Origin of the sequence: Nocardia sp. NPDC051750 (assembly GCF_044453135.1) — a bacterium.
Taxonomy (GTDB): Bacteria; Actinomycetota; Actinomycetes; order Mycobacteriales; family Mycobacteriaceae; genus Nocardia.
In genome coordinates, this window is the sequence record NZ_JBITCK010000006.1 from 407,591 (window position 1) to 433,611 (window position 26,021).

General features: G+C 68.6%; 23 protein-coding genes. 12 read left to right on the top strand and 11 right to left on the bottom strand.

Annotated elements, in window-relative coordinates; all coding sequences use genetic code 11:
• Positions 1-8 precede the first annotated feature (8 nt).
• The 3 genes from ligD (at position 9) to ACIA75_RS26715 (ending at position 2,885) form a co-directional block, all read left to right on the top strand.
• Positions 9-944 carry a non-homologous end-joining DNA ligase gene (gene ligD / locus ACIA75_RS26705; RefSeq protein WP_397108630.1) on the top strand — a complete coding sequence of 312 codons (936 nt, stop codon included), beginning with the start codon at positions 9-11 and terminating at the stop codon, positions 942-944.
• A gap of 125 nt (positions 945-1,069) precedes the next feature.
• Entirely contained in the window at positions 1,070-1,621 is a 552-nt protein-coding gene (locus tag ACIA75_RS26710; RefSeq protein WP_397108632.1) for a hypothetical protein, read from the top strand.
• Between the two features lie 256 nt (positions 1,622-1,877).
• A complete protein-coding gene (locus ACIA75_RS26715) occupies positions 1,878-2,885 on the top strand; it encodes a hypothetical protein (RefSeq protein ID WP_397108634.1) in 1,008 nt (335 codons plus the stop codon).
• A 46-nt stretch (positions 2,886-2,931) separates the two neighbouring features.
• On the opposite strand, the gene ACIA75_RS26720 is transcribed toward ACIA75_RS26715, so the two are convergent.
• Positions 2,932-4,344 (bottom strand): MDR family MFS transporter, encoded by a 1,413-nt coding sequence (locus ACIA75_RS26720; RefSeq protein WP_397108636.1) that lies wholly within the window; start codon positions 4,342-4,344, stop codon positions 2,932-2,934.
• A gap of 223 nt (positions 4,345-4,567) precedes the next feature.
• On the opposite strand from ACIA75_RS26720, the gene ACIA75_RS26725 reads away from it, so the two are divergent.
• Together ACIA75_RS26725 and ACIA75_RS26730 are read left to right on the top strand one after the other, a co-directional pair.
• Positions 4,568-5,086, top strand: coding sequence for a DUF3558 family protein (locus ACIA75_RS26725; RefSeq protein WP_397108638.1), 519 nt, complete (start codon positions 4,568-4,570; stop codon positions 5,084-5,086).
• Between the two features lie 161 nt (positions 5,087-5,247).
• On the top strand, positions 5,248-6,465 hold the full coding sequence (locus tag ACIA75_RS26730; RefSeq protein ID WP_397108640.1) for a PucR family transcriptional regulator: 1,218 nt from the start codon (positions 5,248-5,250) through the stop codon (positions 6,463-6,465).
• Here ACIA75_RS26730 and ACIA75_RS26735 read toward each other — a convergent pair whose 3' ends face one another.
• Positions 6,466-6,936: a hypothetical protein gene (locus ACIA75_RS26735; protein WP_397108642.1), complete on the bottom strand. Its 471-nt coding sequence runs from the start codon at positions 6,934-6,936 to the stop codon at positions 6,466-6,468. It abuts the gene before it with no gap.
• Positions 6,937-7,174: 238 nt separating this feature from the next.
• Between ACIA75_RS26735 and ACIA75_RS26740 the strand changes: the two genes are divergently transcribed.
• Positions 7,175-7,951 (top strand): M50 family metallopeptidase, encoded by a 777-nt coding sequence (locus tag ACIA75_RS26740; protein WP_397108644.1) that lies wholly within the window; start codon positions 7,175-7,177, stop codon positions 7,949-7,951.
• 18 nt (positions 7,952-7,969) lie between these two features.
• On the opposite strand, the gene ACIA75_RS26745 is transcribed toward ACIA75_RS26740, so the two are convergent.
• A complete protein-coding gene (locus tag ACIA75_RS26745) occupies positions 7,970-8,746 on the bottom strand; it encodes a siderophore-interacting protein (protein WP_397108646.1) in 777 nt (258 codons plus the stop codon).
• A gap of 150 nt (positions 8,747-8,896) precedes the next feature.
• On the opposite strand from ACIA75_RS26745, the gene ACIA75_RS26750 reads away from it, so the two are divergent.
• Positions 8,897-10,138, top strand: a complete 1,242-nt coding sequence (locus ACIA75_RS26750; protein ID WP_397108648.1) for a hypothetical protein — start codon at positions 8,897-8,899, stop codon at positions 10,136-10,138.
• Positions 10,139-10,157: 19 nt separating this feature from the next.
• Here ACIA75_RS26750 and ACIA75_RS26755 read toward each other — a convergent pair whose 3' ends face one another.
• Positions 10,158-11,498, bottom strand: coding sequence for a metallophosphoesterase (locus ACIA75_RS26755; protein WP_397108650.1), 1,341 nt, complete (start codon positions 11,496-11,498; stop codon positions 10,158-10,160).
• Between the two features lie 232 nt (positions 11,499-11,730).
• Positions 11,731-13,836, bottom strand: a complete 2,106-nt coding sequence (locus ACIA75_RS26760; RefSeq protein WP_397108652.1) for an AMP-binding protein — start codon at positions 13,834-13,836, stop codon at positions 11,731-11,733.
• A 326-nt stretch (positions 13,837-14,162) separates the two neighbouring features.
• Between ACIA75_RS26760 and ACIA75_RS26765 the strand changes: the two genes are divergently transcribed.
• Both ACIA75_RS26765 and ACIA75_RS26770 read left to right on the top strand, forming a co-directional pair.
• Complete coding sequence (locus ACIA75_RS26765) at positions 14,163-14,390, top strand: hypothetical protein (RefSeq protein ID WP_397108654.1); 228 nt, start codon at positions 14,163-14,165, stop codon at positions 14,388-14,390.
• Positions 14,391-14,459: 69 nt separating this feature from the next.
• On the top strand, positions 14,460-15,380 hold the full coding sequence (locus ACIA75_RS26770) for an LLM class F420-dependent oxidoreductase (protein WP_397108656.1): 921 nt from the start codon (positions 14,460-14,462) through the stop codon (positions 15,378-15,380).
• Between the two features lie 48 nt (positions 15,381-15,428).
• Here the strand turns inward: ACIA75_RS26770 and ACIA75_RS26775 are convergent, their stop codons facing one another.
• The 3 genes from ACIA75_RS26775 to ACIA75_RS26785 form a co-directional block, all read right to left on the bottom strand.
• Positions 15,429-16,880, bottom strand: a complete 1,452-nt coding sequence (locus ACIA75_RS26775) for a three-helix bundle dimerization domain-containing protein (RefSeq protein WP_397108658.1) — start codon at positions 16,878-16,880, stop codon at positions 15,429-15,431.
• A gap of 132 nt (positions 16,881-17,012) precedes the next feature.
• The gene (locus ACIA75_RS26780) at positions 17,013-18,590 is read right to left on the bottom strand and encodes a phytoene desaturase family protein (RefSeq protein WP_397108660.1); all 1,578 of its coding nucleotides are present in this window, start codon (positions 18,588-18,590) and stop codon (positions 17,013-17,015) included.
• A gap of 312 nt (positions 18,591-18,902) precedes the next feature.
• Complete coding sequence (locus ACIA75_RS26785; protein WP_397108662.1) at positions 18,903-20,465, bottom strand: AIM24 family protein; 1,563 nt, start codon at positions 20,463-20,465, stop codon at positions 18,903-18,905.
• A 394-nt stretch (positions 20,466-20,859) separates the two neighbouring features.
• On the opposite strand from ACIA75_RS26785, the gene ACIA75_RS26790 reads away from it, so the two are divergent.
• Both ACIA75_RS26790 and ACIA75_RS26795 read left to right on the top strand, forming a co-directional pair.
• A complete protein-coding gene (locus tag ACIA75_RS26790; protein WP_397108664.1) occupies positions 20,860-21,210 on the top strand; it encodes a hypothetical protein in 351 nt (116 codons plus the stop codon).
• 227 nt (positions 21,211-21,437) lie between these two features.
• Positions 21,438-22,193, top strand: coding sequence for an SDR family NAD(P)-dependent oxidoreductase (locus tag ACIA75_RS26795; protein WP_397108666.1), 756 nt, complete (start codon positions 21,438-21,440; stop codon positions 22,191-22,193).
• 8 nt (positions 22,194-22,201) lie between these two features.
• Here the strand turns inward: ACIA75_RS26795 and ACIA75_RS26800 are convergent, their stop codons facing one another.
• The 3 genes from ACIA75_RS26800 to ACIA75_RS26810 all read right to left on the bottom strand — a co-directional run bounded on the left by ACIA75_RS26800 (position 22,202) and on the right by ACIA75_RS26810 (position 24,881).
• Complete coding sequence (locus tag ACIA75_RS26800; protein ID WP_397108668.1) at positions 22,202-23,392, bottom strand: cation:proton antiporter; 1,191 nt, start codon at positions 23,390-23,392, stop codon at positions 22,202-22,204.
• A gap of 10 nt (positions 23,393-23,402) precedes the next feature.
• A complete protein-coding gene (locus ACIA75_RS26805; RefSeq protein WP_397108670.1) occupies positions 23,403-23,885 on the bottom strand; it encodes a cation:proton antiporter regulatory subunit in 483 nt (160 codons plus the stop codon).
• A 120-nt stretch (positions 23,886-24,005) separates the two neighbouring features.
• Positions 24,006-24,881 (bottom strand): bifunctional 5,10-methylenetetrahydrofolate dehydrogenase/5,10-methenyltetrahydrofolate cyclohydrolase, encoded by an 876-nt coding sequence (locus ACIA75_RS26810; protein WP_397108672.1) that lies wholly within the window; start codon positions 24,879-24,881, stop codon positions 24,006-24,008.
• A gap of 269 nt (positions 24,882-25,150) precedes the next feature.
• On the opposite strand from ACIA75_RS26810, the gene ACIA75_RS26815 reads away from it, so the two are divergent.
• On the top strand, positions 25,151-26,020 hold the full coding sequence (locus tag ACIA75_RS26815; RefSeq protein ID WP_397108674.1) for a YdcF family protein: 870 nt from the start codon (positions 25,151-25,153) through the stop codon (positions 26,018-26,020).
• The last annotated feature ends 1 nt before the right edge of the window (position 26,021 follow it).

Sequence of the window (26,021 nt, forward strand, 5' to 3'; positions counted from 1 at the left end):
CGGCTCCGATGCTGGCCGTCGCGGGCCGCCCACCCGACGATCCGGAGTGGGCGGTGGAAATGAAATGGGACGGCGTCCGCGCGATCATCGTCTGCTCCGGTGGGGTGTGCCGGCTCTACAGCCGCAACCAGCGCGAGATCACCGACTCCTACCCCGAACTCGCCACCGCCCTCACCACGCACGCCGAGAACCGGGAACTGGTACTCGACGGCGAGATCATCGCCCAGACCCCTGACGGCGCTCCCTCGTTCGCGCGGTTGCAGCGCCGGATGCACGTTGCCCGCCCGAGCCGGGCGCTGATCGCGGACGTACCGGTACAACTGTTCCTGTTCGATGTCCTCACCGACACCGGCGCGGACGTTACCGGCCTGCCGTATCCGGACCGCCGTGACCGGCTGCAGGAGCTCGACTTCACGACGAGCCCGGTGCAGACCCCGCCGTATTGGCTCGGTGTCGGCGCCGAGCAACTGATAGACGCCGCCCGGGACAATCACCTCGAAGGCATCGTCTCCAAACGCCTCGACTCTCCGTATCTTCCCGGCCGTCGGTCCCGGGACTGGATCAAGACCCCGCTACGCAAAACGACCGAGGCGATCGTGGCGGGCTGGACCTCGGGCACCGGCGCGATGCATCCGACTTTCGGATCACTCGTCCTGGCCGGCCACGACGACACCGGGCAATTGGTGCATCTCGGCAACGTCGGTACCGGCTTCACCCAGGCCGGCCGGCGCGCACTGCGGGCCCGCCTCGGCGAAATCGCCCGCGAAGACCCCCTGTTCACACTGGCAGCGGCCCGGGGCCGCCCCACCGTGGTGCACTGGGTGGATCCGGTACTCGTCGCCGATATCGAATACCGCGAATACACCGGTGACGGCCTCCGCCACCCCAGCTGGCGGGGACTGCGCAACGACAAGACCGCCGACGAGGTCGGAATACCCGGCTAGCGCACATCGATTCGGGCGAAAGCATTGCTTGCCCTAACCCCTTCCTCGAGAATGGGTTCCGGGCCGAGATCCGGCTTTCTGGGGACCGCCGGTGCTGAGCACCGGCAGATCAAGTGGGGAACACCATGAGAATCAAGCACATCGCGGCCACCGCGTTGCTCTCCATCGGCGCGCTCGGAATCGCCACGGGCACCGCGCAGGCCGATACGCAGACCGCGGAAGTGGCGGTCCGGGGCACTGAACAGGGTGTCGGGTATATCGTGGCGCCGAACGAGGCGGGCACCTCGATCGTCACCACACTCGATGCCGGTAGCTTCCGGCTCACCGCGGACGGTGCGGCGGTCACACTGGCCGATCCGGCCGGTCGCACGCTCACCACGCTGCCGCTCGGGGTGGCGACCGCGGGCGCCACCGCCCCGCTGGCGGCCGCGATTTCGGCGGATGGCCGCACGCTGACCGTCACCCCCGACGCCGCGACTCCGGCCGGTCAGCATATCGCCCAGCTGGTGGCCGATCCGGGTGCCGAAGCGCGCAAGATGCACAACGCCGGGATCGGTGCGCTGATCGGTGGCGGAATCGGTGCGGTGCTGGGCTTCTTCCTCGGTGGTGTCGGTGCCCTCGTCACCATTCCGATCGGTGCGGGGATCGGTGCGCTGATCGGCTATTCCACTCCGTGACAGCAGGACTCGGCCGTGTCGCTGCCGTCCCGGCGGCGCACGGCCGGGTGCGCGGATTGCCGCGCGACATTCGATTCGGTTGCGCCGGAAGCGTTGTGAGCGCGCGGGACACCCTTCACCGCGGCGCCGCGCGGCCGTTTTCTGTCGTACCCCCGCAGTAAAATCGTGCAGGTAGGACACAGTCGGAGAGCGAGGTTCGGCCACCGAACGGGCCGGACGAACAGCTCTCCGGCGCATCGGAACCGGGGGTTCTGTGATGAGTGAATTCGGACAACAACTGCTGCCGCCACGCCAGCACGGGGCGTCGTGGCGGGAATCGGAGTATCGGACCATCGTGTCGGAACTCCGGGCCGGTAAGGGGCTGACTGAAATCGCCGCCGAACTGGGCCGGACCGCATCCGCTGTCCGGGCCGCCTTACGCCATTTCGTTCCGCCGGAGGAGAAGGTGCGCGCCGGTGACCGGGCCGGCTGGATCCGCGACAGGCTGGCCACCGAACCCGGCTGGGACTGGTGGGCGGTCGTTGTGGATCAGCATCGGCACGGTCCGTCCGCGCTGTGGCTCACCGAGCACGAACATCTCGCGCGGCAGGCGTGGCGCGAACGGACGCCGATGCCCGTGCTGGCCCAGCGGCTGGGCACGGCGGAGATCGAGGTCGCCGGCTTCCTGCGGGCGCTCGGCCTGGCCGAGAACATCGCCGAGGTCGCCGATCGGCTGGGTGCGACGCCCGGCCAGGCCCTGGCCAAACGGGTGAACGCGGCGCGGGATCAGGACCTGTCCGCGGGCTGGGTGCTGGTCGTCGACGGTGCGGCCGGCACCGTCCGGCATCGCAGCGCACCGGTGCGGCGGCATGTGTCGGTGCACGAGAGCCGGGATGCCGCAGAGGCCGGTCGCGATCGGGTGTTGCGCCGGCACCGCCGGGCCGCGGGCGCCGGGTGCGCACCGGTGTGGTGGACGATCGCGCAGCGCGGCGTCGGCGATGCCGCCGGCCGCACCTACTGCGGCGTGTACCGCCCGCAACTCGCCCAGAGCGGCGTACGCGCCGACACCCTCGAAATCGGCGACCGGATCCGGATCGCCGGTCCGGACGGCACACCACTGGAGGCGATCGTCGAATCGATCGCCCAGCGCGGTGAGATCGTGCTCGCCGATCTCGGGCCGGTCGGCGAAACCCGGGTGCACCAGGTGATCGAATTCGATGCCGGGGAACGGGTGGAGGTCCTCGGCAGCGACGGGTTGCCGCACAACCTCGGCAACGAGGAATAGGCGCACCCGCCTCGGCAGCGAGGCGGGTCGCACCGATGCCGGGCCGCTACCGGCCGGAACCGGACCGGCCCGGCATGAGGGCACACGCACCCACCATCGTGACGGTCATGACGAGTACCGCCACGAACACCAGATGCACCCCGTCGGCCAGCGCCGCCGGATCCGGTACACCGGAATCGCCGACCCGTGAATTGACCAGCGCCCCGAACACCGCGACACCCACCGCGCTGCCGATGGACCGGGCGAACATGTTCGCCGAGGTCACCACGCCGCGCTCGCTCCAGGTCGCGGCGGTCTGCGCGGCGATCAGGGTCGGGCTCGCGACCAGGCCCATACCCAGGCCGATCAGGAAACACGTGGCCGCGATCTGCCCGATCGAGGATCCCGGTCCGATGAACAGCATCGCGAACGCGCCCAGGGAGCCGAGAGTGCTCCCCAGGACCGCGGTGAACCGGAACCCGATCCGCAGGTACACCCGGCCGGATTGCGACGCCGAGATCGGCCATCCCAGGGTGAGTGCACCCACGGTCAGACCGCTGACCAGCGCGCTCGCGCCCAGCACGCCCTGGGTGAAGGTCGGGACATAGGAGGTCAGTCCGAGGATCAGCGCGCCGACCAGCAGCGATACCACCGAGCTGGCCACCACCACGCGCCGGGTGAACAGGCGGAGCGGCAGGATCGGGTTCGCCGCGCGGCGCTCCACGACAACGAACAACAGCAGTGCCGCGGCGCCACCGGCGAAGGTCCCGATCCCGGCGGGCGAGTCCCAGGCCCAGGCCCGGCCGCCTTCGAGAAGTCCGAGGATCAGCGCGCCGGCACCGGCGGTCAACAGGATCGCGCCGGGATAGTCGAGCCGGGATCGCTGCCGCGGGACGGACTCGGTGAAATGCCGGGACAACATCCAGGCGGCCCACGCCGACAGCGGCAGATTGACGAGGAAGATCCATCGCCAGCCGACGAAGTCGGCGAACACACCACCCAGCAGCGGCCCGGCCACCGAGGACAGGGCCCAGACCCCGGCGAGATAGCCCTGCGCCTTGGCTCGCTCGGTGAGTGTGTACACATCGCCGGCGATGGTCATGGTCATCGGCTGAACAGCACCCGCGCCGATGCCCTGCACCGCCCGGAACACGATGAGCCACAACATGCTGCCCGCGAGACCACACAGCAGGGAGCCGAGGGCGAAGACCGCGATACCGAACAGGATCACCGGTTTACGGCCCACCATATCGGCGATTTTGCCGTACACGGGCACCGTGACCGCCTGGGCCAGCAGATAGATGGAGAACAGCCACGGGAACTGGGCGAAATCGCCGAGGCTCTCGGTGATGGACAGCACCGCGGTCGCGATGATCGTCGAGTCCAGCGCGATCAGCCCGGTCGCCAGCATCAGCGAGCCGAGTATCGCACCGCGGTCGGAACGGAGCCCGACGGCGGCCTTCGCGGTATCCGCCGCCACCGGCGCACCCCTTTCCTCGGACCAGACAGGCCAACGTGCCCGCCGAGGCACGCTATTCCCGGTACACCCGATCCGGCGGCCCGTTTTCCACATGGTGGGAAGGTGGCGCGCCGCGATTCGGAAATGCCGTCACTTGTGCCCCGCCCGAACTCGGCGCGGCGGCGGCTGTGAGGACATACAGAGGGACTGTGGCACAGGGAAATCCGCGGCTAGCATCCGCGGAATGACACTATCGGCCCGTTCCCCTGCCCACCCGGCCCGGTCGCGGATGCTGTGGTGTGGTCTCGTTGTCGCCGCGTCGCTCGGAGCCGGTGCCTGCGGCTCGGGCGAGGCCACCGATCCGGCCGCCGTGTGGGACCCCTGCACCCTGCCCGCCCGACTGCTCGGCGATGCCGGGTTCCCGGCCGGTTCGGCACGGCGCGATGTCGCGACCGAAACCGGCTGGGCGGGATGCGGGTGGAGTAGCGGCGAGGCGGCCGTGCGGGTCCTGTTCACCACCGAGGGATCCCCGGGCGAGGTAGGCGGCCCGGAGGACATCCGCACTGAGGTGACCCTAGGGAACCGGACCGGGCAACGCCTGCACACCGGGCCTGCCGATACCGCGACCACCTGCACCGTTGTGCTCCCCACCGAGGACGGCGGGCTGATCCGGGTCCGGGTGGACAGCGTCCCGGCCGAGGGCGGCGCCTGCGCCCGGGCCGAGCGGGCGGCCACGGTCCTCGAGCCCGCACTACCCACTTGACCTGCACATCCGACCATAACTCACGCCACTGTGACCGGTCACAATACGATCGGGGCGCCCTTCACGGTCGTCCAGTCGAGTTCGCAAACCAGCCCCCTGACGGTGACACGATCGTTACTGTGAAGCCGCAGTCTCGCCACCCGGGGGTAGAAGGAGTCAGCATGACCGTCGACGCGACCAGAACCAAGCTGACGCTATCCGGGCAACCGATGTCGGCACCGCTGCAGGATGTGCGCAAATTGTCCCGGCGGATGGTCGGTCATTTCGTCGAGAACGTGGTCCCGTGCGGCACCCTGCCCGGCGACGCCATCTACGGCGATGTCACCACCATCACCCGCACCTGCCTCGAACTCGCGGTCAGCATGCTCGACGGCCAGGACATCCCGGAGAAGACCCGAAGACTCGAGAACGCCGCCGCCGGCTGGGCGCGTGAGGGCGTGCCGATCGACACCATTCACCACGCGGTCCACGAAGGTTTCCGGCTCGGCTTGGACCTGGTGGTGTCGAATGCGACGGTCACCGACTATTCGGCGCTGGTCGACGGCGCCAAACTCGTGGTCGAGATGCTCGACAAGATGACGGTCTGTATCTCCATGGCCTATGTCCGGGAACTGCGTTCGGTGGTGAGCGAACACCATACGGCGGTGCATACGCTCACCTCGGCCCTGCTGGGCGGGCACAGCACCTCGACCATGGCCCGGGAATGCGGTATCGAGATCGCGCCCGCCTATATCGTTCTGGCCGTGGCCATTCCGGCGCACCCGGACGAATCCGTGCCCGCGCTCGACGGCAAAGTGGTGGCCAGGCGCAAATTGCGGCGCGTGCAGGCGGAGCTGGCGACCCGCTGCAGCGATGCGGCGCTGTCGCTGCTGAGCGTGGACGGCGGCACCGTGCTGCTGCCGGTCGATGTCCTCGACCCGGAGAAACTCGACGAACTCCTGCCCCGGCTGTCGCGGGCGGCCCAGGTTCCGGTCAGTGCCGCCATGGTGGAATCGCCTACCGCGGAAGTACCTTCGGCGGCCGACCAGGCGCACGAACTGCTGGATATGGTGCAGCGGCTGGACTGTGTGCCCGGGCTGTACCGGTTCGACGATATGGCGCTGGAATACCAGCTGACCCGCCCCGGACCGGGCCGCGAATACCTCGGTTCGTTGCTGGACCCCCTCGACGATCATCCGGAACTGCTGGAAACGCTGCAGCGCCACATCTCCAACAATCTCAACCGCCAGCGCACCGCCCGGCTCATGCATATCCACACCAACACCATCGATTACCGGCTCAAGCGGGTGGCCCAGCTCACCGGCTTCGACCCGACCCAGCCGTCGGGACTGTGGTATCTGCGGTCCGCGCTGGTCGCGCGCAGTTACCGGACGCGGTGATCACCGGCCCGGCTCCTGCGCGCTGCGCACCTGCGCCACGTACGCGCGGGAGACCGCGGCGGTCAAAGTGTCGAGCACATCCACCACGAACGAGCCGTCCACGCCGTCCGCCCCCGGATCCTCACTCCGTAGAAGACGTGAATTACCCAGTCCCAAACCACTTTTCACACCTTCGTGCAACGCGTGCTGGATAACCTCGAGTGGAACGTCCTCGCGGGCCCAGCGCGCGGCCGCCACCTCGAGCCGGGCCAGCACCTGCTGCCCCGACGGATCGGAATCGTCCAGCAGTGCCAGCGCCAGGCCGAGCCCTACCCGGAGGGCCGTCCCGAAATCCGCCGCCGGCCGCTGGGTGCTCGGCGTTTCGACGGTGCGTATCGACCAGATCCGGAGCAATTCGGCCAGATCCGGCACCTCGAACAGGTCGGCGGAGTCCTCCGGGGGTTCTGGGTCGTACTGCCCACTCGTGCACATCCGTGCTCCCTCCGCCAGTGACCGATTTCCGATATGGACAAACGTATAGTTTCCCGGTCCACCGTGGGCGACTCAACGCACGGACTTCGGTCCAGCTCGGAACCGTCCCAGCCAAAAATAGTGAGACGTCCCATCAACACATACTTGGGTTTCGTGTCTCGGCCCACCCATCCGTTCCGGGCGGGGTATCGGACGGTACGGCGCGCGCTGCCGAGCGGTCCCCGGTTAGGGTGCGGCGGTGGATACCGGTGATCTGATAGACCGCAGCAGCTCCATCGCGGAGCGGCTCACGACGACCCAGGCGGCGCCGCCGTCCTGGTTGGTACTGGCGACCGCGGTCGCGGCGCTCGTCCTCGTCGGATACGGACCGCTGTGGCGGGTGACCCGCAATGTGGTCACCATCGCGCACGAGGGCGGACACGCCCTGGTGGCACTGCTGAGCGGACGACAGCTCACGGCGATCACCCTGCACTCGGATACGTCCGGTCTCACCGTGTCCCGCGGGAAGCCCTACGGATTCGGGATGATCCTGACCGCTCTCGCCGGATATCCCGCGCCGCCGCTGGTGGGTCTCGGTTTCGCGGCCCTGCTCGGCGCCGGGCGGATCACGCTGATGCTGTGGATCACGATCGCCGCGCTGGCCGTGATGCTGGTGATGATCCGTAACGTGTACGGCGTTGTTTCGGTAATAACCACCGGCGCATTGGTTTTCGTGGTTTCCTGGTTCGGTTCGGACGCCCTGCAGGCCGGCTTCGCCTACCTGGCGACCTGGCTGCTGCTGCTCGCCGGGAGCCGCCCGGTCCTGGAGCTGCAGCGCACCCGTTCCCGGATGCGCGACGGCACCACCGATGCCGACCAGCTGGCGCGGTTGACCAAGCTTCCGGGGCTGCTCTGGGTGGCGGTATTCCTCGCCGTTGCTCTCGGCGCGCTGGTGGCCGGCGCGGGCCTGCTGCTCTCCGCCACTGCCGGAATCTGCCTCCCGGTACCCGGCGGCGGAACCTGCTCGGCGGGCTGAACCCGCGTCGGCCCGTGGCTATCCGGCGCTTTCCGCCTCGGCCAGTTCCTTCTTCCAGACGCGGAAGCCCTCCTCCGTGCGTCCCCGGCGCCAATACCCGGAGATCGAGGCGAATTCCGCCGTGACACCGCGTTCGCGGCGGATATAGGACCGCAGATTGTGCATCACCGCCTGCGCTTCGCCGTGGATGAACACCTGCGCCTGGCCGGGCAGCCAGGGCGCCGCCCGGACCGCACCGATGAGCGGGGCATTGTCCCCGGCACGGTCGTCACCGACCTCGTGCGCGGCACCACCGCGATGCACCCAGGTGACGTCCACCAGCGCCTTCGAGGTGAGCGCGATCTCGTCCGAGCTGTCGGCGACCTCGATGAACACCTTCGCGGGCGCGCCTTCGGGCAGGGCCTCCACCGCGGCGGAGATCGCGGGCAGCGCCGCCTCGTCACCGGCCAGCAGATGCCAGTCGGCATCCGGGCGCGGCGCGTACGCACCGCTCGGCCCGAAGAACGTGATCTGCTCACCCGGCCGGACCGTGGCGGCCCAGGGGCCGGCAATCCCCTCGTCACCGTGCACCACGAAATCGATGGCGATCTCCCGGGCCGCGGTATCCACCGACCGCACCGTGTAGGTGCGCATGACCTCACCGTCGGGACGATCGAACAGCAGCTTCACATAGGCGTCGGTGTGTTCGTTCGGATCGAAATCGCCGAATCCGGGGTCGCCGAGATATACCCGGACAATATGCGAGCTGAGCCACTCGGTCCGGGCGACCGTCATGGTCGTGCGCTTCCTGGCCATTCGGCCTCCTCACTTAATTAGGTTTACCTAAGCAAACGTACCAGCCCTGTCGGACCTGCTGTGTAGCATCCGTCTCGGCCTCGCCGAAATATGGGGCAAGTACGTGTTATTGGGTTAATCTCACACAATCATCCGGACAAAGGCACCACCATGACCGCGGCTACCGTCATCCGTCCGCTGGCCCCCAGCGAGCAGATCTTCGCCTTCAGCGAGGTATTCGTCGGATACTGCGCGCGAGTGACCGGCACACTCGACACCACCGCGCTGGCCGCAGCGTTCGAGGCCCTGGTCACCGCCCATCCGATGCTCGGCGCCCAGCTCGTACCGACCGAACCGTACGGGCATACGCTGGTCACCGGCGGTTCTCCCGAGACGGTACTCACCGTGGCCGATGGCGATCCGGAACTGCTGCTCACCGGTGCCGAACCGGACCAGCGGCGCGCCCTCGGCAGTGTGCATGTGGTCCGTGCCGGATCCACCGCGAGCGTCACCCTGCTCGTCCATCACAGTATCGCCGACGCGACCCACGCACTGCACCTCGTCGAGCGGTTGTGGCACTGCTATGCGACCGCGACCACGGGCCGGGCACCCGCCCTGCCCCCGGCCCGGCAGCCGCTGCCGGTCGAAGATCTGCTGACCGCCCGGGGCATCACCCGCCGGCCCGTCCCCGGCCGAGCCGGGCCACCGCGCAGCGAGCCCCCGCTCCCCCCGGCCGACGCGCTCGACCCCAACGACAACGCGTACCCGCCGCTGATCACCACCCGGTGCCGGTTGAGCCGGGAGCACACCGGGGCGCTCGTGGCGCGCGGGCACCGCGCGGGCGTGACCGTGCACAGCCTGGTGGCGGCGGCACTGCTGCTCACCGAATCCGAGGCACGGCAGCTCCCGGTGACCGATCTGCACTGTTCGTATTCGGTGGACCTGCGCCGCCGCGTCCGCCCGCCCATCGGCCCGACCGAAGGCACGAATGTGCTGGGTTTCGCGGGCTACCGGCCCGGCCCGGACACCGGTACCACGCCCGCGGAGCTGGCCCACGGGGTCTTCCACACCTTGCGGGCCGGGCTCACCACCGGCTACGTCCAGCAGACACCGCTGCAACTGCCCGACACCCTGGCCGCGCCCCCGGCCAACCCGTTCGAGACGGTGATGACCACGAACTGGGGCCGATTACCCGGCTTGTCCGGACCCAGGGTCCGGATCGACGATTTCCGTACCACCATGATCGCCAAACCGGACCCGACCGGACGCCGCCCTCCGCAGCCCGGAGGCGGAACCAGCATCATCACCACCTACGACAACCGGCTCAGCATCGAAGTCCACCATCCGCCCGAGTTCACCCCGGTTCAGATTCCGCGGATCGAACGCCTCCGAGCATTGCTCACCGGGCCCTGAGACGAACCGCGGCGCCGGATCACAGTCCCTGGAGCGAAGCCAGCTCGAGCACCGTGATATCCGACGGTGCCGCGACCCGCACGGGCGGACCCCACGCCCCCGCGCCGCGGGTGACGTAGAGGGCCGTCGCCCCGTACAGTTCCAAGCCCGCGACCGTCGGATTCGCCAGGCGCGCCAGCAGATTACCGGGCCACAGCTGTCCGCCATGAGTATGGCCGGACAGTTGCAGATCGACCCCGTACTGCACCGACTCGTCCACCACCACCGGCTGGTGTGCCAGCAACACACAGGTCCGTGCGGTATCGCGACCGGTCATCGCCGCCGCGAAATCGGGTCCGCGGCCGATCTCGCGCCCCGCGGGATCGTCGACCCCGGCAAGATCGAAGTCCGGCAGGCTCACCCGATCGTTGAGCAGCACCTGCATACCCAGTTCGCCGACCCGGGCGAGCCACGCGTCGGCATCGGAGTAGTACTCGTGGTTGCCCGGGACGAAGAAGGTGCCCAGCCGGGCACTCAAACCGGCCAGCGGCTCGGTTTCCGCACGCAGATCCGCGACGCTGCCGTCGGTGAGATCGCCCACGACGGCGATCAGATCGGGGCGGGTCTCGTTCACCGTGCGGACCACCCGCTCGCAGAATCCACGGCCGAGGGCGGGTCCCAGATGCAGATCGCTGACCAGCGCGATCCGGAGCCCATGGGCCTGAGCCGGCAGTTTGGCCAGCGGCACCGTGACGCGGCGCACCGCCGGCCCGTCGAGTACGCCGTAGGTACCGGTGGCCACGACCGCGCCCGCCGCGACAACCGTCGCCCCGGCCGCGAGGCGGGAGATGAGCAGTCGCCGCGACAGCGGTTCGCTGCCCGGATCCGCCGGGATGGACGCCGCCCCGGCGGCCGGGAGGCCGGACGAGATCGCCGGGGGCACCCCGGAGCCGTCGCTACCCGCGCCGTCACCGACCGCCGCCCCGACCGGTGCCGGGGCGATTCCCGGCGCACCCGAGGAGTCCGCGGGAGCCGGAGCCGGGGCGGCTGTCCCGGCATCACGGCGCACGAGTGCACGCAACAGCAGCGGCCGGACGATCTCCCCGGCCAGCACTCCGATCAGCAGATAGACGAACAGCGCCGCCCACAGGAAGCCGGGCCAGGTCAGCCAGCGCCACACATCCCAGGACGCGCCGCCGAGCACCGCGCCGAACGCACCGGCCATCAGCACCGCGCCGAGCGCGAACACCCCGGCGCCGATCGGCCGCAGGCTCGAACCCTCTGGCGTGGTGTCGCGAACCAGCCGTCGCCACAGGTACCAGTGCAGCCCGGCGAGCACCACCGCCACGGCCAGCCCTGCGAGCACGGAAACTACTACCACGGAGGATGCCTCTCCCTGACCGATTACCTCTGCGGATGCTGAATCTACCCGGGCCCGCCGGGCGGCCCGTGGGCCCCGCACCTGTTAGGCAAAAGTGCGGCGGTGCCGGGGCCCGCCCCACCGATCCGGCAACCATGGATAACACCATGTCACCGCAAACATCGGATGTATCAGCATCACACGGGCATTCACTCGCGGACGAGCGCGTGCCGAGGCGCGGGCCCGGCCGGGGTCACGCCGAGCCGCTGATCCCCAGCCCGCCCATACCCGACGGTGGGAGACCCCCGTTGTGCCCGCCCGCCAGCAGCCATTTCAAGATCTTCCCGGTCTCCCCGCGCGGCAGAGCCGGCAGGAAGGTCACATCCCGGGGCACCGAGAACCGGCTGAGGCGGTGCCGGATATAGGTGCGCACCATCTCGGGATCCAGCCCGGACCCTTCGTGTTTCACCACGAACGCGGCCAGCCGCTGGCCGAATTCCGGGTCCGGTACACCCACCACGGCGACCTCGCTCACCTGCGGCAGATGGGCGAGGGCTTCCTCCACCGGCCGCGGGAAAACGTTCTCGCCACCGGAGATGATCATCTCGTCGTCCCGGCCGGCGATGAAAAGCCTTCCGTTGACATCGAAATACCCGACATCCCCGGTATCGAGCATGCCTTGCGCCTCGTCCGGGGGCGCGGCGTTCACGTAGCCGTCGAACAACATGTGATTGCTGACGAAGATATGCCCGGTGGCGCCGATCGGGACCGGTTTGTGGTCCGGTCCCAGCACCGCCACCCGGGTGCCGAGCGGCGGCCGCCCGGCGGTGGTGGGAGCGAAACGCAGATCCTGCGGCGTGGCAATGGTCGCCCAGGACACCTCGGTCGATCCGTAGACGTTGTAGAGGATATCGCCGTAGGTGTCCAGGAACCGCAGGACGGTGGCCCCGGCCAGCGGCGCCCCGCAACTGATGACGTGCCGCAGACTCGAGGTGTCGTACCGGGCCCGGACCGCGGGTTCCAGGTCGAGGATGCGGTTGACCATGGTCGGCACCACGATCATGGTGGCCACCCCGTGTTCGGCGACCAGCCGCAGGCAGTCCTCGGCATCGAATCGCTCCGGCAGGATCACCGTGGAACGCAGCGCCGTACTCAGTTGCAGACCCGCCAGGCCCCAGGTGTGGAAGAGCGGGGCGGGGATGAGCATCGCCGATTCCATCTCCAGCGGAATCCGCGACAGCAGGGCGGCGATGGCGCCGAATCCCTTGGGGTGCGGGCGACGCGCACCTTTAGGCACCCCGCTGGTGCCCGAGGTGAGAACGATCAGCCGCCCGGGGTGGGCGGGGATCCGGAAATCCTTCTCCCCCATCTCGATCAGATCGTCCACGGTGTAGCGGTCCGGGGTCGGCGGTCGCAGATCGGTGTTGAAGCGGGGCAGATCGTCGTGCAGATACTGCACCAGCTCTTCCAGGTCACCGTCCACGAACAGCGCCGAAAGCCGGTGCCGCTGCACGATCTGCTCGATGGTGCGCGCCGCCAGACCGGCATTGAGCAGGGCCACGTCGACACCGAGTTTTCCGGCCGCCACCATGGTTTCGACCATTCCGGCGTGATTGCGCGACAGTAGGCCGATGGCGTCGCCGGCACCGAAGCCCGCCACTGCCATCGCACCGGCCAGCGCCGTGGTGCGCCGATCCATCTCGGCGAACGTGCGGTAGCCCTGGTCGTCGATCACCGAGATCCGATCGGGCGAATACGCGGCGCCCGCGGCGTAACCACCGGCCAAGTTGAAACCCCATTTGTTCAGCGACAGCAACTGTTTGACCGCCACCTGCGCCCGGGTGCGGACCACGCCGCTGGCCGTGACCTGCCGCATCACCCCGAGGCTGTGCCGCACGGGCGACGCCTCCCCGTTGGACACCACCGAGGTGCGGGCGCCGCGCACGATATCGGCCATCCGGCGCAGACCTTTGGCCGCCCAATCCTGGATGGCGGAATTCGACAGATCGGCCACGTGCCGGTGCACCCGGGCCGGTGTGAAGAAGGTGATCGCGACCCGGCTGCGGTCGCCCTCCCCGGTCAAGCGCAGGGCGGCGAAGCTGCCGATTTCCGGGGCGTGCAACTCCACGCTCTCGTACCAGCGGCCAGCGACCACCCGGACCCGCAGGATTCGGATACCGGCGGCCGGCGTGCCGATCCGGAACTCGAAGACCGGCTGTTCACCCGGTACATCGAGCCTGGAGCAGGCGCCGATCCCGGTGAACACGCGCGGATAGGTCTGCGGGTCCAGCAGCAGATCCCAGACCGCGGCGCGTGCCGCGGGCAGATCCGCGACCACATCGATGACGTCGGTAACCAACTCGCACAACTTCTCGTCGGCCCGCAACGGACAACTGGGTCGGCGGGGAAACCCATCTGTAACATCGCTCACAATAGCTGCGCGCCACGGTTATTACCAGCGAGTAGCACCCGTTCCCGAAGTGCTCTGTGACAGGTCACGAAGCCAATTGCCGGATATTCACCCTTCGCCCGGAAAACCCGCCGACCTCGCTGTTGGAGGTTGCCCAAAGCTGTCGGCAGCCACGGTGTGAGAGGTCCCAGCCACCGCTCACTTCGCCCGCACACCCGCTGTGCGCGAATTACATTCGGCGCCGTACCACTCACTGGAGACACCCGAGGAACACCATGTACGAAACCCGGCGCCGGGTGGTCCGCAACCACACCGACGAGATCCTGAACTACTTCGGCAAATGCAAGTCCTGCGGCTATCCGGCGCGCGCCGAGTCCTACCGGCGCATCTACGACAACGGCGAAATCGAAAGGCTGGTCATCGCCAGCTGCGCACTCCCGTGCGGCTGGTCCGACCAGGTTTCACCGACGACGATGACCGGCCCCGCCGCCCGGATCGCCTGATTCCGGGCCGTACCGGGGTGGAGGGCCACCCGGTACGGCCGCCGCCACGCCGTGCGGCACGATAGGCGTATGGAACTGCGTATCTTCACCGAACCGCAGCAGGGCGCGGATTACACGACACTCCTGCGGGTGGCCCGGACCGCCGAGGAACTCGGCTTCGACGGTTTCTTCCGTTCCGACCACTACCTGCACATGGGATCGGTAGACGGCCTGCCCGGCCCGACCGATGCGTGGATCACCCTGGCCGGCCTGGCCCGCGAGACCAGCCGGCTCCGGCTCGGCACGCTGGTCACCGCGGCGACCTTCCGGCTACCGGGGCCGCTGGCGATCCAGGTCGCGCAGGTCGATCAGATGTCGGGCGGCCGTGTGGAGCTCGGCCTCGGCACCGGATGGTTCGCCGAGGAGCATTCGGCCTACGGTATTCCCTTCCCGGACAACAAGTTCGATCGATTCGAAGAACAACTCGCCGTGATCACGGGGCTCTGGGAAACAGCACTCGGTGAGACCTTCGATTTCACCGGCAAGTACTACGAACTCGTCCGTTCCCCGGCACTGCCGAAACCGGTGCAGCAGCCCGTTCCGGTCATCGTCGGCGGCCAGGGGCCCACGCGCACACCCCGGATCGCGGCACAGTACGCGAGCGAGTTCAATATTCCGTTCCTCTCGGCCGACGAGAGCGCCGCCCAGTTCGACCGGGTGCGCGCGGCGGTCGCCGCGAACGGGCGGGCCGCGGACAGCATGGTGTATTCCAACGCGCTCGTCGCCTGCGTGGGCACCAGCGAGGAAGAAATCGCCCGCCGGGCCGCCGCCATCGGCCGCGAGGTGGACGAACTGCGCACCAACGGGCTGGCCGGGTCCCCGGCAGAGGTCGCGGACAAGATCGGCCGGTATCGCGAGATCGGCACCGAGCGTATCTACCTGCAGATACTGGACCTCAGCGACCTCGAGCACCTGGCGCTCATCGCCAACGAGGTCGCCACCCAGCTCTGAACCCCGCGGTGGGCGGAACCGGCCGGTTCCGCCCACCCGTCGGTCCGGTCAGTAGGCGCCCGCGACCCCGTCGAGCAGATGTTCCAGAGTTTCGAAGGCCGGGACGTCGACCACATCGACGAGATCGGCCGTGACCGGCACATCGTGCTCGGTGACCACCTCGTCGAACCGGGCGGCATCGCCGGTCCGGAAACCGTGTTCAGCGGCCAGCGCCTGCAGATCGGGATCGTTGTGCAGTAGCGCCCCCACCTGCTCACCCTCGGGGGTCAGCGGTACCACGGTGTGGCGGGACAGCACCGTCGGCGACGGGTAGAGCAGAACCATCTCCGGCCGCAACCGGCCCGCCACGGCCGCGGAGACGTACTGGGCCTCGTAGATCCAGGTCATCGGCGTCGCGCCCATACCGGCTGTGAGGTATTCCTCGAACGGCCCCGCGCTGGAACCTTCCGTGTAGCCCTGCGCCAGGAACAGTCGCTGCAGGGTGGGCAGGACATGCTGTTCCGCCGTCGCGCCCCGCACCACGGCGTGATCGTTCACCACATAGCTGGCCACCGCCAGATACATGGCCGCCGAATTCGAGGTCCGGGCGTCGGTCGTGCTGACCAGAATGTTCTTCGCGACCGGATAGCTCGTATTCCCGGCCAGTTCGTCCCATTGCACACCGCGCTGGACCATATCGATGTAGGCGGAGAAATCGAGCGTCGGCGCCGGACCGTCGTATTTCACCGCACCGGCCGCGTCGAGCAACTCCACGATCGGAGTGAACGTGGCGATCGCCATCGGCGAGTAGAAGGGCGTGAACTGGGTCCGGACACCGACCTCGCGTTTCAATTTCTCGGCCGCCGGCAGGCTGGACGGGAAGGCGAAGGCCTGCCCGTCCAGATCGATCGACGTGGAGATCTCCCGGGACCCGGCCGTTTTCACCCGCACGTCGAACCCGTGGGCGGCGAAGATCTCCGCGACCCGTCGATCGTCGAAGAACGCCGCCTTCTCCGACCCGACCACTCCGGAAACAGTGGTGAGCGGGGCGCCCGACACGGGCGCCGCCGCCTGCACCGGCTCGGCGTCGGGCCGGGTAACCGCCCACGCGGCCGCGCCCGCAGCCACCATGCCGGCCCCGGCCAGCACGAACAGGCTGCGACGGTCGGTGGCGAGCGAGCGCACCCGGCCGGGCAGGCCGGGTGCGGTGGCGCCGGTGGCGATCTTCTCGGTCGGCGCCTGCGCACCGCCGGCCGACACGATCACTTCGGCCGTCTCGAAACCCTCCTCCGGCTCCAGCTCGCGGCGCACCGCGCGCTCCACCAGAATCGGAACGAAATCTCGTACGGTGCTGCCGGCGAACCGGCTGTGCGCCGACTGCACCGCGACCCCCACCTCGGCCGGCGAGCGGTCCTGCGCGTAGGCGTCCGCCAGCCGATTCTCCAGCTCGCGTATCGCCTTCTGCTCCCGCGCGGCTTTATCGTCGGGGGCCTCACCTTTCGGTGCGGTTTCGAGTGCCACGTACATCTCCTCGGCGCCGGATATCGGAATCGAAACGACCCGCCGGGCCGATCCACAGCCGACAACCCTACCGCCACACCGTATTCGGATACTCCCACCGATGAGCGCCGCAGCCGATTCTCCGACCAGAATTCACCGCGCATTTCCCGGCCGCTGGGCAGCGGTTTCCTCGAGGACCGCCATCGCGGCATTGTGCCCGCCGATACCGCTCACCCCGCCCCCGCGGACCGCACCGGCACCGCAACGGAAGATATTGCTGTGCGCGGTGTCCACACCCCATCGCCGAGCCGGTGACTCGGCCGGTTCGGTGCGGTACGGAAAGGACAGATCCCCGTGGAAGATATGTCCGCCGGGCAGCCGCAGCGTGCGCTGGAGGTCGACCGGGGTCGCCACGTCCAGGCAGAACTCGCCGCCGGAATCCCGGGCCAGGCACTCGTGGAGGGGTTCGGCCAGGACCGCGTCGAGTTGGGCGAGGGTGGCGTCCACCGCGGCCCGTTTCGCCGCTTCCGGATCGGCCGTGAAAAGCCCGGCCGGTGTGTGCAGGCCGAAAAGGGTGAGTGTATGCCGTGCGGTCGAGGTTGCGGGGCCGACGATAGTGGGGTCGGTGAGGGTGTGACAGTAGATCTCCGACGGTGGCGCCGACGGGATACTGCCGGCGGCCGCCTCCCGGTAGGCCCGTTCGAGCTGTTCGTAGGATTCGGCGATATGAAAGGTGCCGGCGAAGGCGTCCCGCGGATCCGTCCCGGTATCGCGCAGGCGCGGTAACCGGGTCAACGCCATATTGATCTTCAGTTGTGCGCCTTCGGGTTCCGTATCCGCGGGCTCGCCCAGCAACCGTGCCGATTCGGCGGGTGCCGCGTTCACCAGGACATACCGGGCCTCGACGGTGGCCCACCCGGCGGCGCCGGTGAACCGGATCTGCGCTGTCTTCCCGTCCGTGACCACACCGGTCACCTCCGCATCGGTCACCAATTCCGTTCCGGCGGAACGGCCGGCGGCGAGCAGGGCGTCGGTCAACGCGCCCATCCCGCCCACCGGCACATTCCAGTCGCCGGTGCCGCCGCCGATCACGTGGTAGAGGAAACAGCGGTTCTGGGCCAGGGACGGATCGTGCGCGTGGGTGAACGTGCCGATCAGCGCATCGGTGAACACGACGCCGCGGACCAGGTCATCGGCGAAGTACTCTTCGACCGTCTCGCCCAGCGGCCGCTCGAACAGCGCCGCCCAGTGCCGCGCACCGACCCGCTGCCGCAGTTCGTCCCGCGTGGGCAGCGGGTCGGTGAGGGTCGGGAACACCGCCCGCGCGACCTCCCCGGTCATCGTGTAGAACCGCTGCCAGGCCTCGAACTCCCGATCCGAGCCGGTGACCCGGGCGAAGCTCTCCCGCGTGGCCGCCGGTGACCCGTTGTCGACCAGCAGCCCGGTCGAACCGGTGGGCGTATAGGACGAGATCCGCCGCTGCCGGGTACGGAATCGCAGGCCGAGATCGCGCACGATCCGGTCGGGCAACAGGCTCACCAGGTACGAGTACCGGGACAAGCGGATATCGACCCCGGCGAACACCCGCGCCGACACGGCCGCACCGCCCGGGACGGCCGCCTGCTCGAGCACCAGCACCGACTGCCCCGCACGCGCCAGATACGCGGCCGCCACCAGCCCGTTGTGCCCGCCACCCACGATCACCACGTCGTACCGAGACCGCATCACCATACGTTGTCGATACCACACACCCACCGCAATGACGGTGACCCCATGGACGCGGTGGGGCCGAGGCCCCACCGCCCACGATCGGAGCGAACGCCCCCGCCCACGCACAGCTGACAGCCGGAGCCGAGGTCCGCACCAAGCACACCGCAGAAGCAGACGCGCAAGTTACGCACAGAGCGCACGGCCGGAGCGAACACGCAGGTCCGCACACAACACACGACCGAAGCAGATGCGGAGGTACGCACAGAGCGCACGGCCGGAGCGAACGCGGAGGTACGCACAGAGCGCACGGCCGGAGCGAACGCGGAGGTACGCCTACCCGAGCAGTCCGCCCAGCAGACCGCCGCTCTGGCCCGCTTCCTGACCGCCGCCGGTTCCGCCGAGGAATCCGCCGGGTGGGAGTTCGGACGGCTGCACGATGACGAAACCCCGGCCGGAGAACGACAGGGTGATACCTTCCCCGGTGCTGCGGCCCATGAGCCGGCCCAGACCGAAGGAATCGTTGCGTTTCACCCCGGTCTGCAGGCTCGACGACCAGGCGATCGCCGCCTGTGGGTCGGCGTAGGTCGGTTGATCGACATTCAGCACGACCGGTGTTCCGTGGCTGGTGATGGCGATCCGGCCGCGGCCGCTGAAAACGCAGTTGAACAATCCCGCGTTACTGGCGAACCCGGCCGCGCCCTGCACCATCCGGATGTCGTAACCCAGGGTCGGATCGAAGGCGAGCACATTCGAGCCGTTGATGGTGAGCCCGTCGGTGCCGTCCAGGTCGATGATGTGCACATCGGCGGCACCGCTGGCGACGAAGAGATCACCGCGGCCGGAGACCTTCATCAGCGGCACCCCTTCACCGGTGAGCCGCTGCTGGATGGCCCGGCCGATACCACCGGAGCCGAGCGCCTGGAAATGCAGATCGCCCTGGTAGGCGACCATGGATCCGGAACGGACCAGCGTTTCGCCGTTCACCCCGACCTTGATCATCTTGCCGCCCTGTTTCTGGATGCCCATACCAGAGACTTCGGCATGACGCGGGTCGAACAGCTCGCTGTGCATGGGCTGAGCTCCTTGCTGAGAAAAGTGTGCTGGATTGTGCTGGGGAGCGGCAGCCGGCATCGGCGCCGCCGGATACGCCGCGGCGGGCGGATAGTGCTGCTGGGGTGGGTAGCCGGGTGCCGGCTGGTACCCGGACGGATAGGGCGCGGGTTGCGCGGGTGGATACGGCGCAGGACCGGGCGGGGGCGGCGGCGGGAACCCCGCGGCGTGGGGCATATTCGGTGCCGGACTCGGCGGCGCCGGATACTGCTGGGCCACCACCGGATTGGCGACCATGGTCGCATCCGTGCGGGAGGCGGGGGGCGGGACCGGTGCGGGTTGGACGGGTTCGTCGTCCACATTCACCCCGAAATCGGTGGCGATTCCGGCGAGGCCGTTGTCGTACCCCTGGCCGACCGCGCGGACTTTCCACGCGCCCGCGCGGCGGTAGATCTCCACACACACCACGGCGGTTTCGGTACTCAACCCGGAGACCGGGAAGGTGAGCGTGCCCTGCTGCCCGGTGATCGTCGCCGTCAACGACCCCACCGCACCGAAGGTCGGCGGCCCGCTGCCGTCCAGACTGGCGGTGACCACGACCTTGTCGATAGCGGCCGGTAGCACCGGTGTCTGCACATCGACGACGTCACCGGCACCCTGTCCGTGCCGATAGGTGACGCCGGGGCCGACAGGCTGGTTGAAGAAGACGAAGTCACCGTCCGAACGAACTTTGCCGTTGCCGGCGAGCAGCAACGCCGAGACATCCACCGGCGCCGAGCATGTCACCGTGACGGTCAGACGATCGCCCGGCGCGGGCCGGTTCTCCCCCGGAGCGAGTGCGGTCACCTCTTATCACCTCGACTCGACGCGTACCGGCACCATCCGGTCCGCCGAGTTCCCCGGCACCGGGCCGGGCACTCGTTCGATTTCTGATACACATCGACGAGTCTGACCGATACCGCCCGCGCCGCGCCACCGCGACCGGGACGTTACCGTCCACGGACCCCGCCACCTGCGATGATCCCGGGTACACGCGCGCACCGAGGCACTGTTTCGATCGTGCGTGAGCGCGGGCCCTGCGTGGTTACGCTGCGCTACCGCCTCCGGGCCTGACGCGCTCACGCTGTGAGATCCGGGAACTGGCGAACCTGAGAACTTTCACAGCAGCAGCACAGCCTACGGACAGGGCGCGGCGGCACTCTGGTATCAGACAGCGGAACTCGGCCTCCGGGAGGAACCCATGGTGGATATCGAGATCACCGGCACCACCGTCACCCTGCACGTCCGTGGTACACACCGGGTGCTGTCGCTGTGCGAGCGGATCACCTTCGATCTGGCGAATATCGTGGCGGTCGACACAGCCGAAATCGATCGGCGCCCGCCCTGGGTCCGCACCCCGGGTGTTTTCTTCCCCGGTGCGATCGCGGCCGGGACATTCCGCGGTAAGGGCCGGAAAGAGTTCTGGGACACCCTGTTCGGTGGCAAAGCGGTCCGCATCGAACTCCGCGGCACCGATTACACCCGGCTCGTCGTCGATGTCGAGGATCCCGCAGCCGTACTCGGTACCCTGCGCTCGGCCGCGGCCGCCTGACCCGCGGCCGCTGTCCTGCTGATCGGCCCCTATCGCCGCGGAGGCCGATCGGCGGATCACCGCGCGCCACGCGCCTCCCCGTCTCCGCGCCGCTACCGAGGTAGGGTTCCGGTCGGCCGCGACCACCCGTTCGCCGGGTACTTCTCGAACACCCGCACAGCCGACTCGCCGGGACCGGTGCCGGCCTCGCGTCCCGCCCCTGCTGTTGCCGACAACGCGGAGGAAATATGACCGAGTTCACCGGAAAAGTCGCCCTGGTCACCGGTGCGGGTTCCGGTATCGGAAAGGCAACCGCACTCCGGCTGGGTGCCGCGGGTGCGCAGGTCGTCCTCGGCGATATCGATCTCGGGGCCGCACAGCAGGCCGCCCGGGAGATCACCGAGGCCGGCGGTACGGCCGCCGCCATCGCGCAGGACACCTCGAAGCTCGCCGACCACGAAGCCGCGGTGAACTTCGCGGTGGAGAACTACGGCGCCCTGCACCTCGCGGTGAACAATGCCGGTATCGGCGTGAGTCCCGGACCGATCGGTGAGCTCGATCCCGAGAAGTGGCGGCTGCTCATGTCGATCAATTGCGACGGCGTGGTGTACGGGATGAAGTACCAGATTCCCGCGATGCTGGCCGCCGGGCCGCACCAGTGCGCCATCGTGAACATGTCGTCGGTACACGGCACTGTCGCCACCGACGCGCCCGGCTCGGCGTACACCTCGTCGAAGCACGCCGTCCTCGGGATGACCAAGGCCGCGGCTGTCGAATACGGACCCACCGGCCTGCGCGTCAATGCCGTCCAGCCGGGGGTTATCGCGACCCCGCTCACCGAGATGCCCGCCGAGGCCAGGCAGTTCCTGGAGGGCAAGCACCCGCTCAAACGGTTCGGGACGGCCGAGGAGGTCGCCGCCGTGGTGACCTTCCTGCTCTCCCCGGACGCCTCGTTCGTCACCGGCGCCGGCTACCTCGTCGACGGCGGCTATACGGCCCTGTGACCGCCGCGCTATTCGTCGGCGGTATCCGGCTCCGGTTTGGGCTGGCGGGTGATCAACCGAACGACCGGCTCCACCACACGCGCCGCGATCGGACCCAGAATCGCCATCAGCAGGACGTAGGTTGTGGCCAGCGCGGCGAACTCATCCGGGACCGCGCCCGCCGCCACGGCCAGACCGGCGATGACGATGGAGAATTCGCCCCGGGCGACCAGGGCCGCACCGGCCCGGGCCCGGCCCAATTGCGAGGCGCGGGCATGTGCGGCGGCGAACCAGCCGGTCGCGATCTTGGTCACCGTGGTGATCACCGCGAGCAGAATCGCCCAGCCCAGCACCGGCGGGATACTGCGCGGATCGGTGGTCAATCCGAACAGGACGAAGAACATGGCCGCGAACAGATCACGCAGCGGTTCCAGGATCTTCGTGGCATTGTGCGCGGTGGTATCGGAGATGGCGATACCCAGCAGGAACGCCCCGACCGCGGCCGATACCTGGAGCGCGGACGCGACACCGGCCACCAGTAACGCCGATCCGAGCAACTTCAGCAGGAATATCTCGCGGTCCTCGCTCGCGACGATCGCCGAGACATACTTGCCGTACCGGAACGCGACCACGAGGACGACGGTGACTGCCACCAGAGCGATCGCCAGGGACTGCAGGCCGGCCACGAATCCGAGGCCCGCCAGGACCGCGGTCAGGACCGGTAGGTAGGCGGCCATCGCCAGATCCTCGAACACCAGGATCGACAGGATCGCCGGGGTCTCCCGGTTACCGAGCCGGCCCAGATCGTTCAGGACCTTCGCGATGATCCCGGACGAGGAGATATAGGTGACGCCCGCCATGGCCAGCGCTCCGGTGGGTCCGAGCCCGAGCATCAGGGCCACGATCACACCCGGTGTCGCGTTCAGCACCAGGTCCAGCAGGCCCGCCATCCAGGATCGGCGCATACCGGTGAAGAGTTCGGCCGCGCTGTATTCGAGACCGAGCAGCAGCAACAGCAGCACCACACCGATCTCGCTGGCCAGGTGGATGAACTCGTCGACCTCGTGTAGTTCGAGGAAACCTCCTTCCCCGAACACAAGTCCGCCCAGCAGGTACAGGGGTATCGGGGACATACCGATCCGGGCCGCGATGCGTCCGAGCACTCCTAGCCCGAAGAACACCGCCCCCAGCTGGATCATTGCCAGCGTGGTCGCATTCATCGCCGTGGAATCAGCCGTCTTTCAGAATGTCCGCCGCGTCGTCGAGACCATCGGAAGTCCCCACCACGATCAGCACATCGCCACCGGTGAACACGAAATCCGGCCCGGGTGCCGGCATAGCCTGCCCCGCCCGCATCACCGCGACGATGGATGCCTTGGTGCGGGTCCGCATCCGCGTCTCGCCCAGGGTCCGCCCGTCGTAGGGAGTGTTCTCGCCGACCGGTAGCTGCCGGGTGTTCACACCGTCCATATCGCGGTGCTCGTTACGCAGCTGTCCCACCAGCTGCGGGGCACCCAGCAGGTTCGCCAGCGTCCCGGCCTCGGCCTCGGTCATCGGGATCTGCGTGGTGGCATCGGGGTCGCCGATCTTGGTGAAGATCAGGTCGATCGTCCCGTCCTTGTGGTCGACGACCCCGATCCGCCGGCGCACAGCGGTGAGTGGAAAATCCTTGCGCACGCCTATTCCTGGCAAGGGTGTCACTTCGACGTTCACGATGTCACCTTAACTCGACTGTCAGTGCAGGCCGACGGGCCCGCACACCCTAGCGGCTACCCACCGCACGCGGGTCCCGAAACGCCCGGACCACGACCTGATAGCAGTAGAGAACGGGGCTCAGGAGCGCGGGGTACCGCCGGGCCGCTCGGCCTGTTCGGCGGCGATCACCACATGCCGCATGAGCAGCGCCGTGGTTACCGGGCCGACACCGCCCGGCACCGGGCTCAGCCCCGCCGCGACGCCCTGGACCGACGCCGGATCGACATCGCCGACGATCGTACCGTCGGCCGATTCGTTCGTACCGACATCGATCACCACTGCTCCGGAGCGCAGATTCGCGCCGGTCACCAGGCCGATCCGCCCGGCGGCGGCGACCACGATATCGGCGGCCGCGGTGACCGCGGGCAGGTCGGTGGTGCGGGAATGGCAGATGGTGACCGTGGCATTCTCCGCCAGCAACAGCTGTGCGAGGGGTTTGCCGACCACATTGGACCGTCCGACTACGGCCACATGCCGGCCGGTGAGTTCGATGTCGTGATGCTTCAGTAGCTCCACCACTGCTTCCGCCGTGGCCGGGGCGAATCCGGCCGAACCGGCCGTCAGCAGACCGAGCGACAGCGGGCTCACACCGTCCACGTCCTTGGTGGCGGCGATGGCCGGCGATACCTCGTCCAGGGTTACTCCCGCGGGCAGCGGGGTCTGCAGCATGATCGCGTCGGTGTCCGGGTCCGCGCTGCGCACCGAGAGTTCGGTCCGCAGCGTCTCGGCCGAGGCCGCGGATCCCAGGTCTACCGTGTCGCAGTCGATTCCGCGGTTCGCGGCCGATTTCTTCAGCGAATTGACATACCAGGCGCTGGCCGGATCGTCGTTGGCGACAACCAGCGCCAGGCGCGGGGCCCGGCCCACCCGCTCGGTGAGCGCCTTCGCGCGCGCGGTCGTCTCCGCGTTGAGAGCGGCAGCGAGGTCTTTCCCGGTCAGCGATGCGGTATCCACGGGCATTCACCCTAACGGGTGCCGCCGGGGCCGAGCCCATCGACAGACCACGCAGGACCGGAACGACGGCTGAGGCACGCAAAAATCCGCGGATGGTCCGGGACTCGCGAAAGCATGGCCGGCCGGGGACATGTCACGAATCGGCCGGCCGCAAATCCCGTGTCCGGACCGTGATGGCCTCTAGGGTGAGTTGCCGTATACCGCAAACCGCCAGCTTCCACCCGATCACCTACGAGAACCAACTCCACCCGTGGAAAGGTGTCGCCGTAGTGCATATTCGCAGAGGTCTGCAGTATCTGGTGGCGATCAGCATCGCTGCCAGTGTGTCGCTCGCCGGCTCGCCGGCTCAGGCCACCACCCCCGAAACCGATGCTCTCTACAACTCCGCCCAGCGTCACTTCACCGAGGGCGATTCGGCCGCCGGACGCGCCGATCTCCGCGAACTCATCGCCCGCGACCCGGCCGATGCGCAGGCGCTCTCGCTCCAGGCGATCTGGTCGAATTACGACAACGATATTCCGATCCGGGACGACGCCATGGGACGCCTGCGGGTGGTCGACCCGGCCATGGCCGCGGGGACCGACGGGGTCTTCCAGGCGATCAACCGGGGGGTCGCCACCCTGCCCAATCCCCTTCCCGCCCTGGTCGGACCGCAGACCGGCATCGTGGTCTTCGGGTACGGCCTGCTGCCCGACGGCACCCCGCGCCCCGAACTGGTCGACCGGCTGCAGGCCGCCTGGCTGCAGGCCATCGCCTCCCCGCTCTCACCGATCGTGGTCAGCGGGAACAATCCCGCCAACGGCATCACCGAAGCCCAGGCCATGCGCAACTGGCTGGTGGGCCGCGGAATCCCGGCGAGCCGGATCTACGTGGAGAACCGGGCCGGGTCGACGGTGGACAACGCCCTGTTCAGCGCGGAGATCCTGCGCACTGTCGGCGCCACGTCTGTGGTGGCGGTGACATCGCCCAACCACATCCGGCGGGCGGTGACGGATCTGTACATCGCCGGTATCCCGGTGGTGGGTGCCACGACCTCACTGGACCAGCTCGTCTCCCAGTTGCCGCCACCCAGCAGGCCGGCGCAGTACAACATCTACCTGGACGCCACGCGGACGTTCCGGCTCCCGGTGAGCCGCTGAT

Excerpts from the sequence above, each read along its gene's own strand:
- ligD (WP_397108630.1), top strand. The coding sequence starts at position 9 with ATGCTGGCCGTCGCGGGCCGCCCACCCGACGATCCGGAGTGGGCGGTG.
- ACIA75_RS26710 (WP_397108632.1), top strand. The coding sequence starts at position 1,070 with ATGAGAATCAAGCACATCGCGGCCACCGCGTTGCTCTCCATCGGCGCG.
- ACIA75_RS26715 (WP_397108634.1), top strand. The coding sequence starts at position 1,878 with ATGAGTGAATTCGGACAACAACTGCTGCCGCCACGCCAGCACGGGGCG.
- ACIA75_RS26725 (WP_397108638.1), top strand. The coding sequence starts at position 4,568 with ATGACACTATCGGCCCGTTCCCCTGCCCACCCGGCCCGGTCGCGGATG.
- ACIA75_RS26730 (WP_397108640.1), top strand. The coding sequence starts at position 5,248 with ATGACCGTCGACGCGACCAGAACCAAGCTGACGCTATCCGGGCAACCG.
- ACIA75_RS26735 (WP_397108642.1), bottom strand. The coding sequence starts at position 6,936 with ATGTGCACGAGTGGGCAGTACGACCCAGAACCCCCGGAGGACTCCGCC.
- ACIA75_RS26745 (WP_397108646.1), bottom strand. The coding sequence starts at position 8,746 with ATGGCCAGGAAGCGCACGACCATGACGGTCGCCCGGACCGAGTGGCTC.
- ACIA75_RS26750 (WP_397108648.1), top strand. The coding sequence starts at position 8,897 with ATGACCGCGGCTACCGTCATCCGTCCGCTGGCCCCCAGCGAGCAGATC.
- ACIA75_RS26765 (WP_397108654.1), top strand. The coding sequence starts at position 14,163 with ATGTACGAAACCCGGCGCCGGGTGGTCCGCAACCACACCGACGAGATC.
- ACIA75_RS26770 (WP_397108656.1), top strand. The coding sequence starts at position 14,460 with ATGGAACTGCGTATCTTCACCGAACCGCAGCAGGGCGCGGATTACACG.
- ACIA75_RS26780 (WP_397108660.1), bottom strand. The coding sequence starts at position 18,590 with ATGGTGATGCGGTCTCGGTACGACGTGGTGATCGTGGGTGGCGGGCAC.
- ACIA75_RS26790 (WP_397108664.1), top strand. The coding sequence starts at position 20,860 with ATGGTGGATATCGAGATCACCGGCACCACCGTCACCCTGCACGTCCGT.
- ACIA75_RS26795 (WP_397108666.1), top strand. The coding sequence starts at position 21,438 with ATGACCGAGTTCACCGGAAAAGTCGCCCTGGTCACCGGTGCGGGTTCC.
- ACIA75_RS26800 (WP_397108668.1), bottom strand. The coding sequence starts at position 23,392 with ATGAATGCGACCACGCTGGCAATGATCCAGCTGGGGGCGGTGTTCTTC.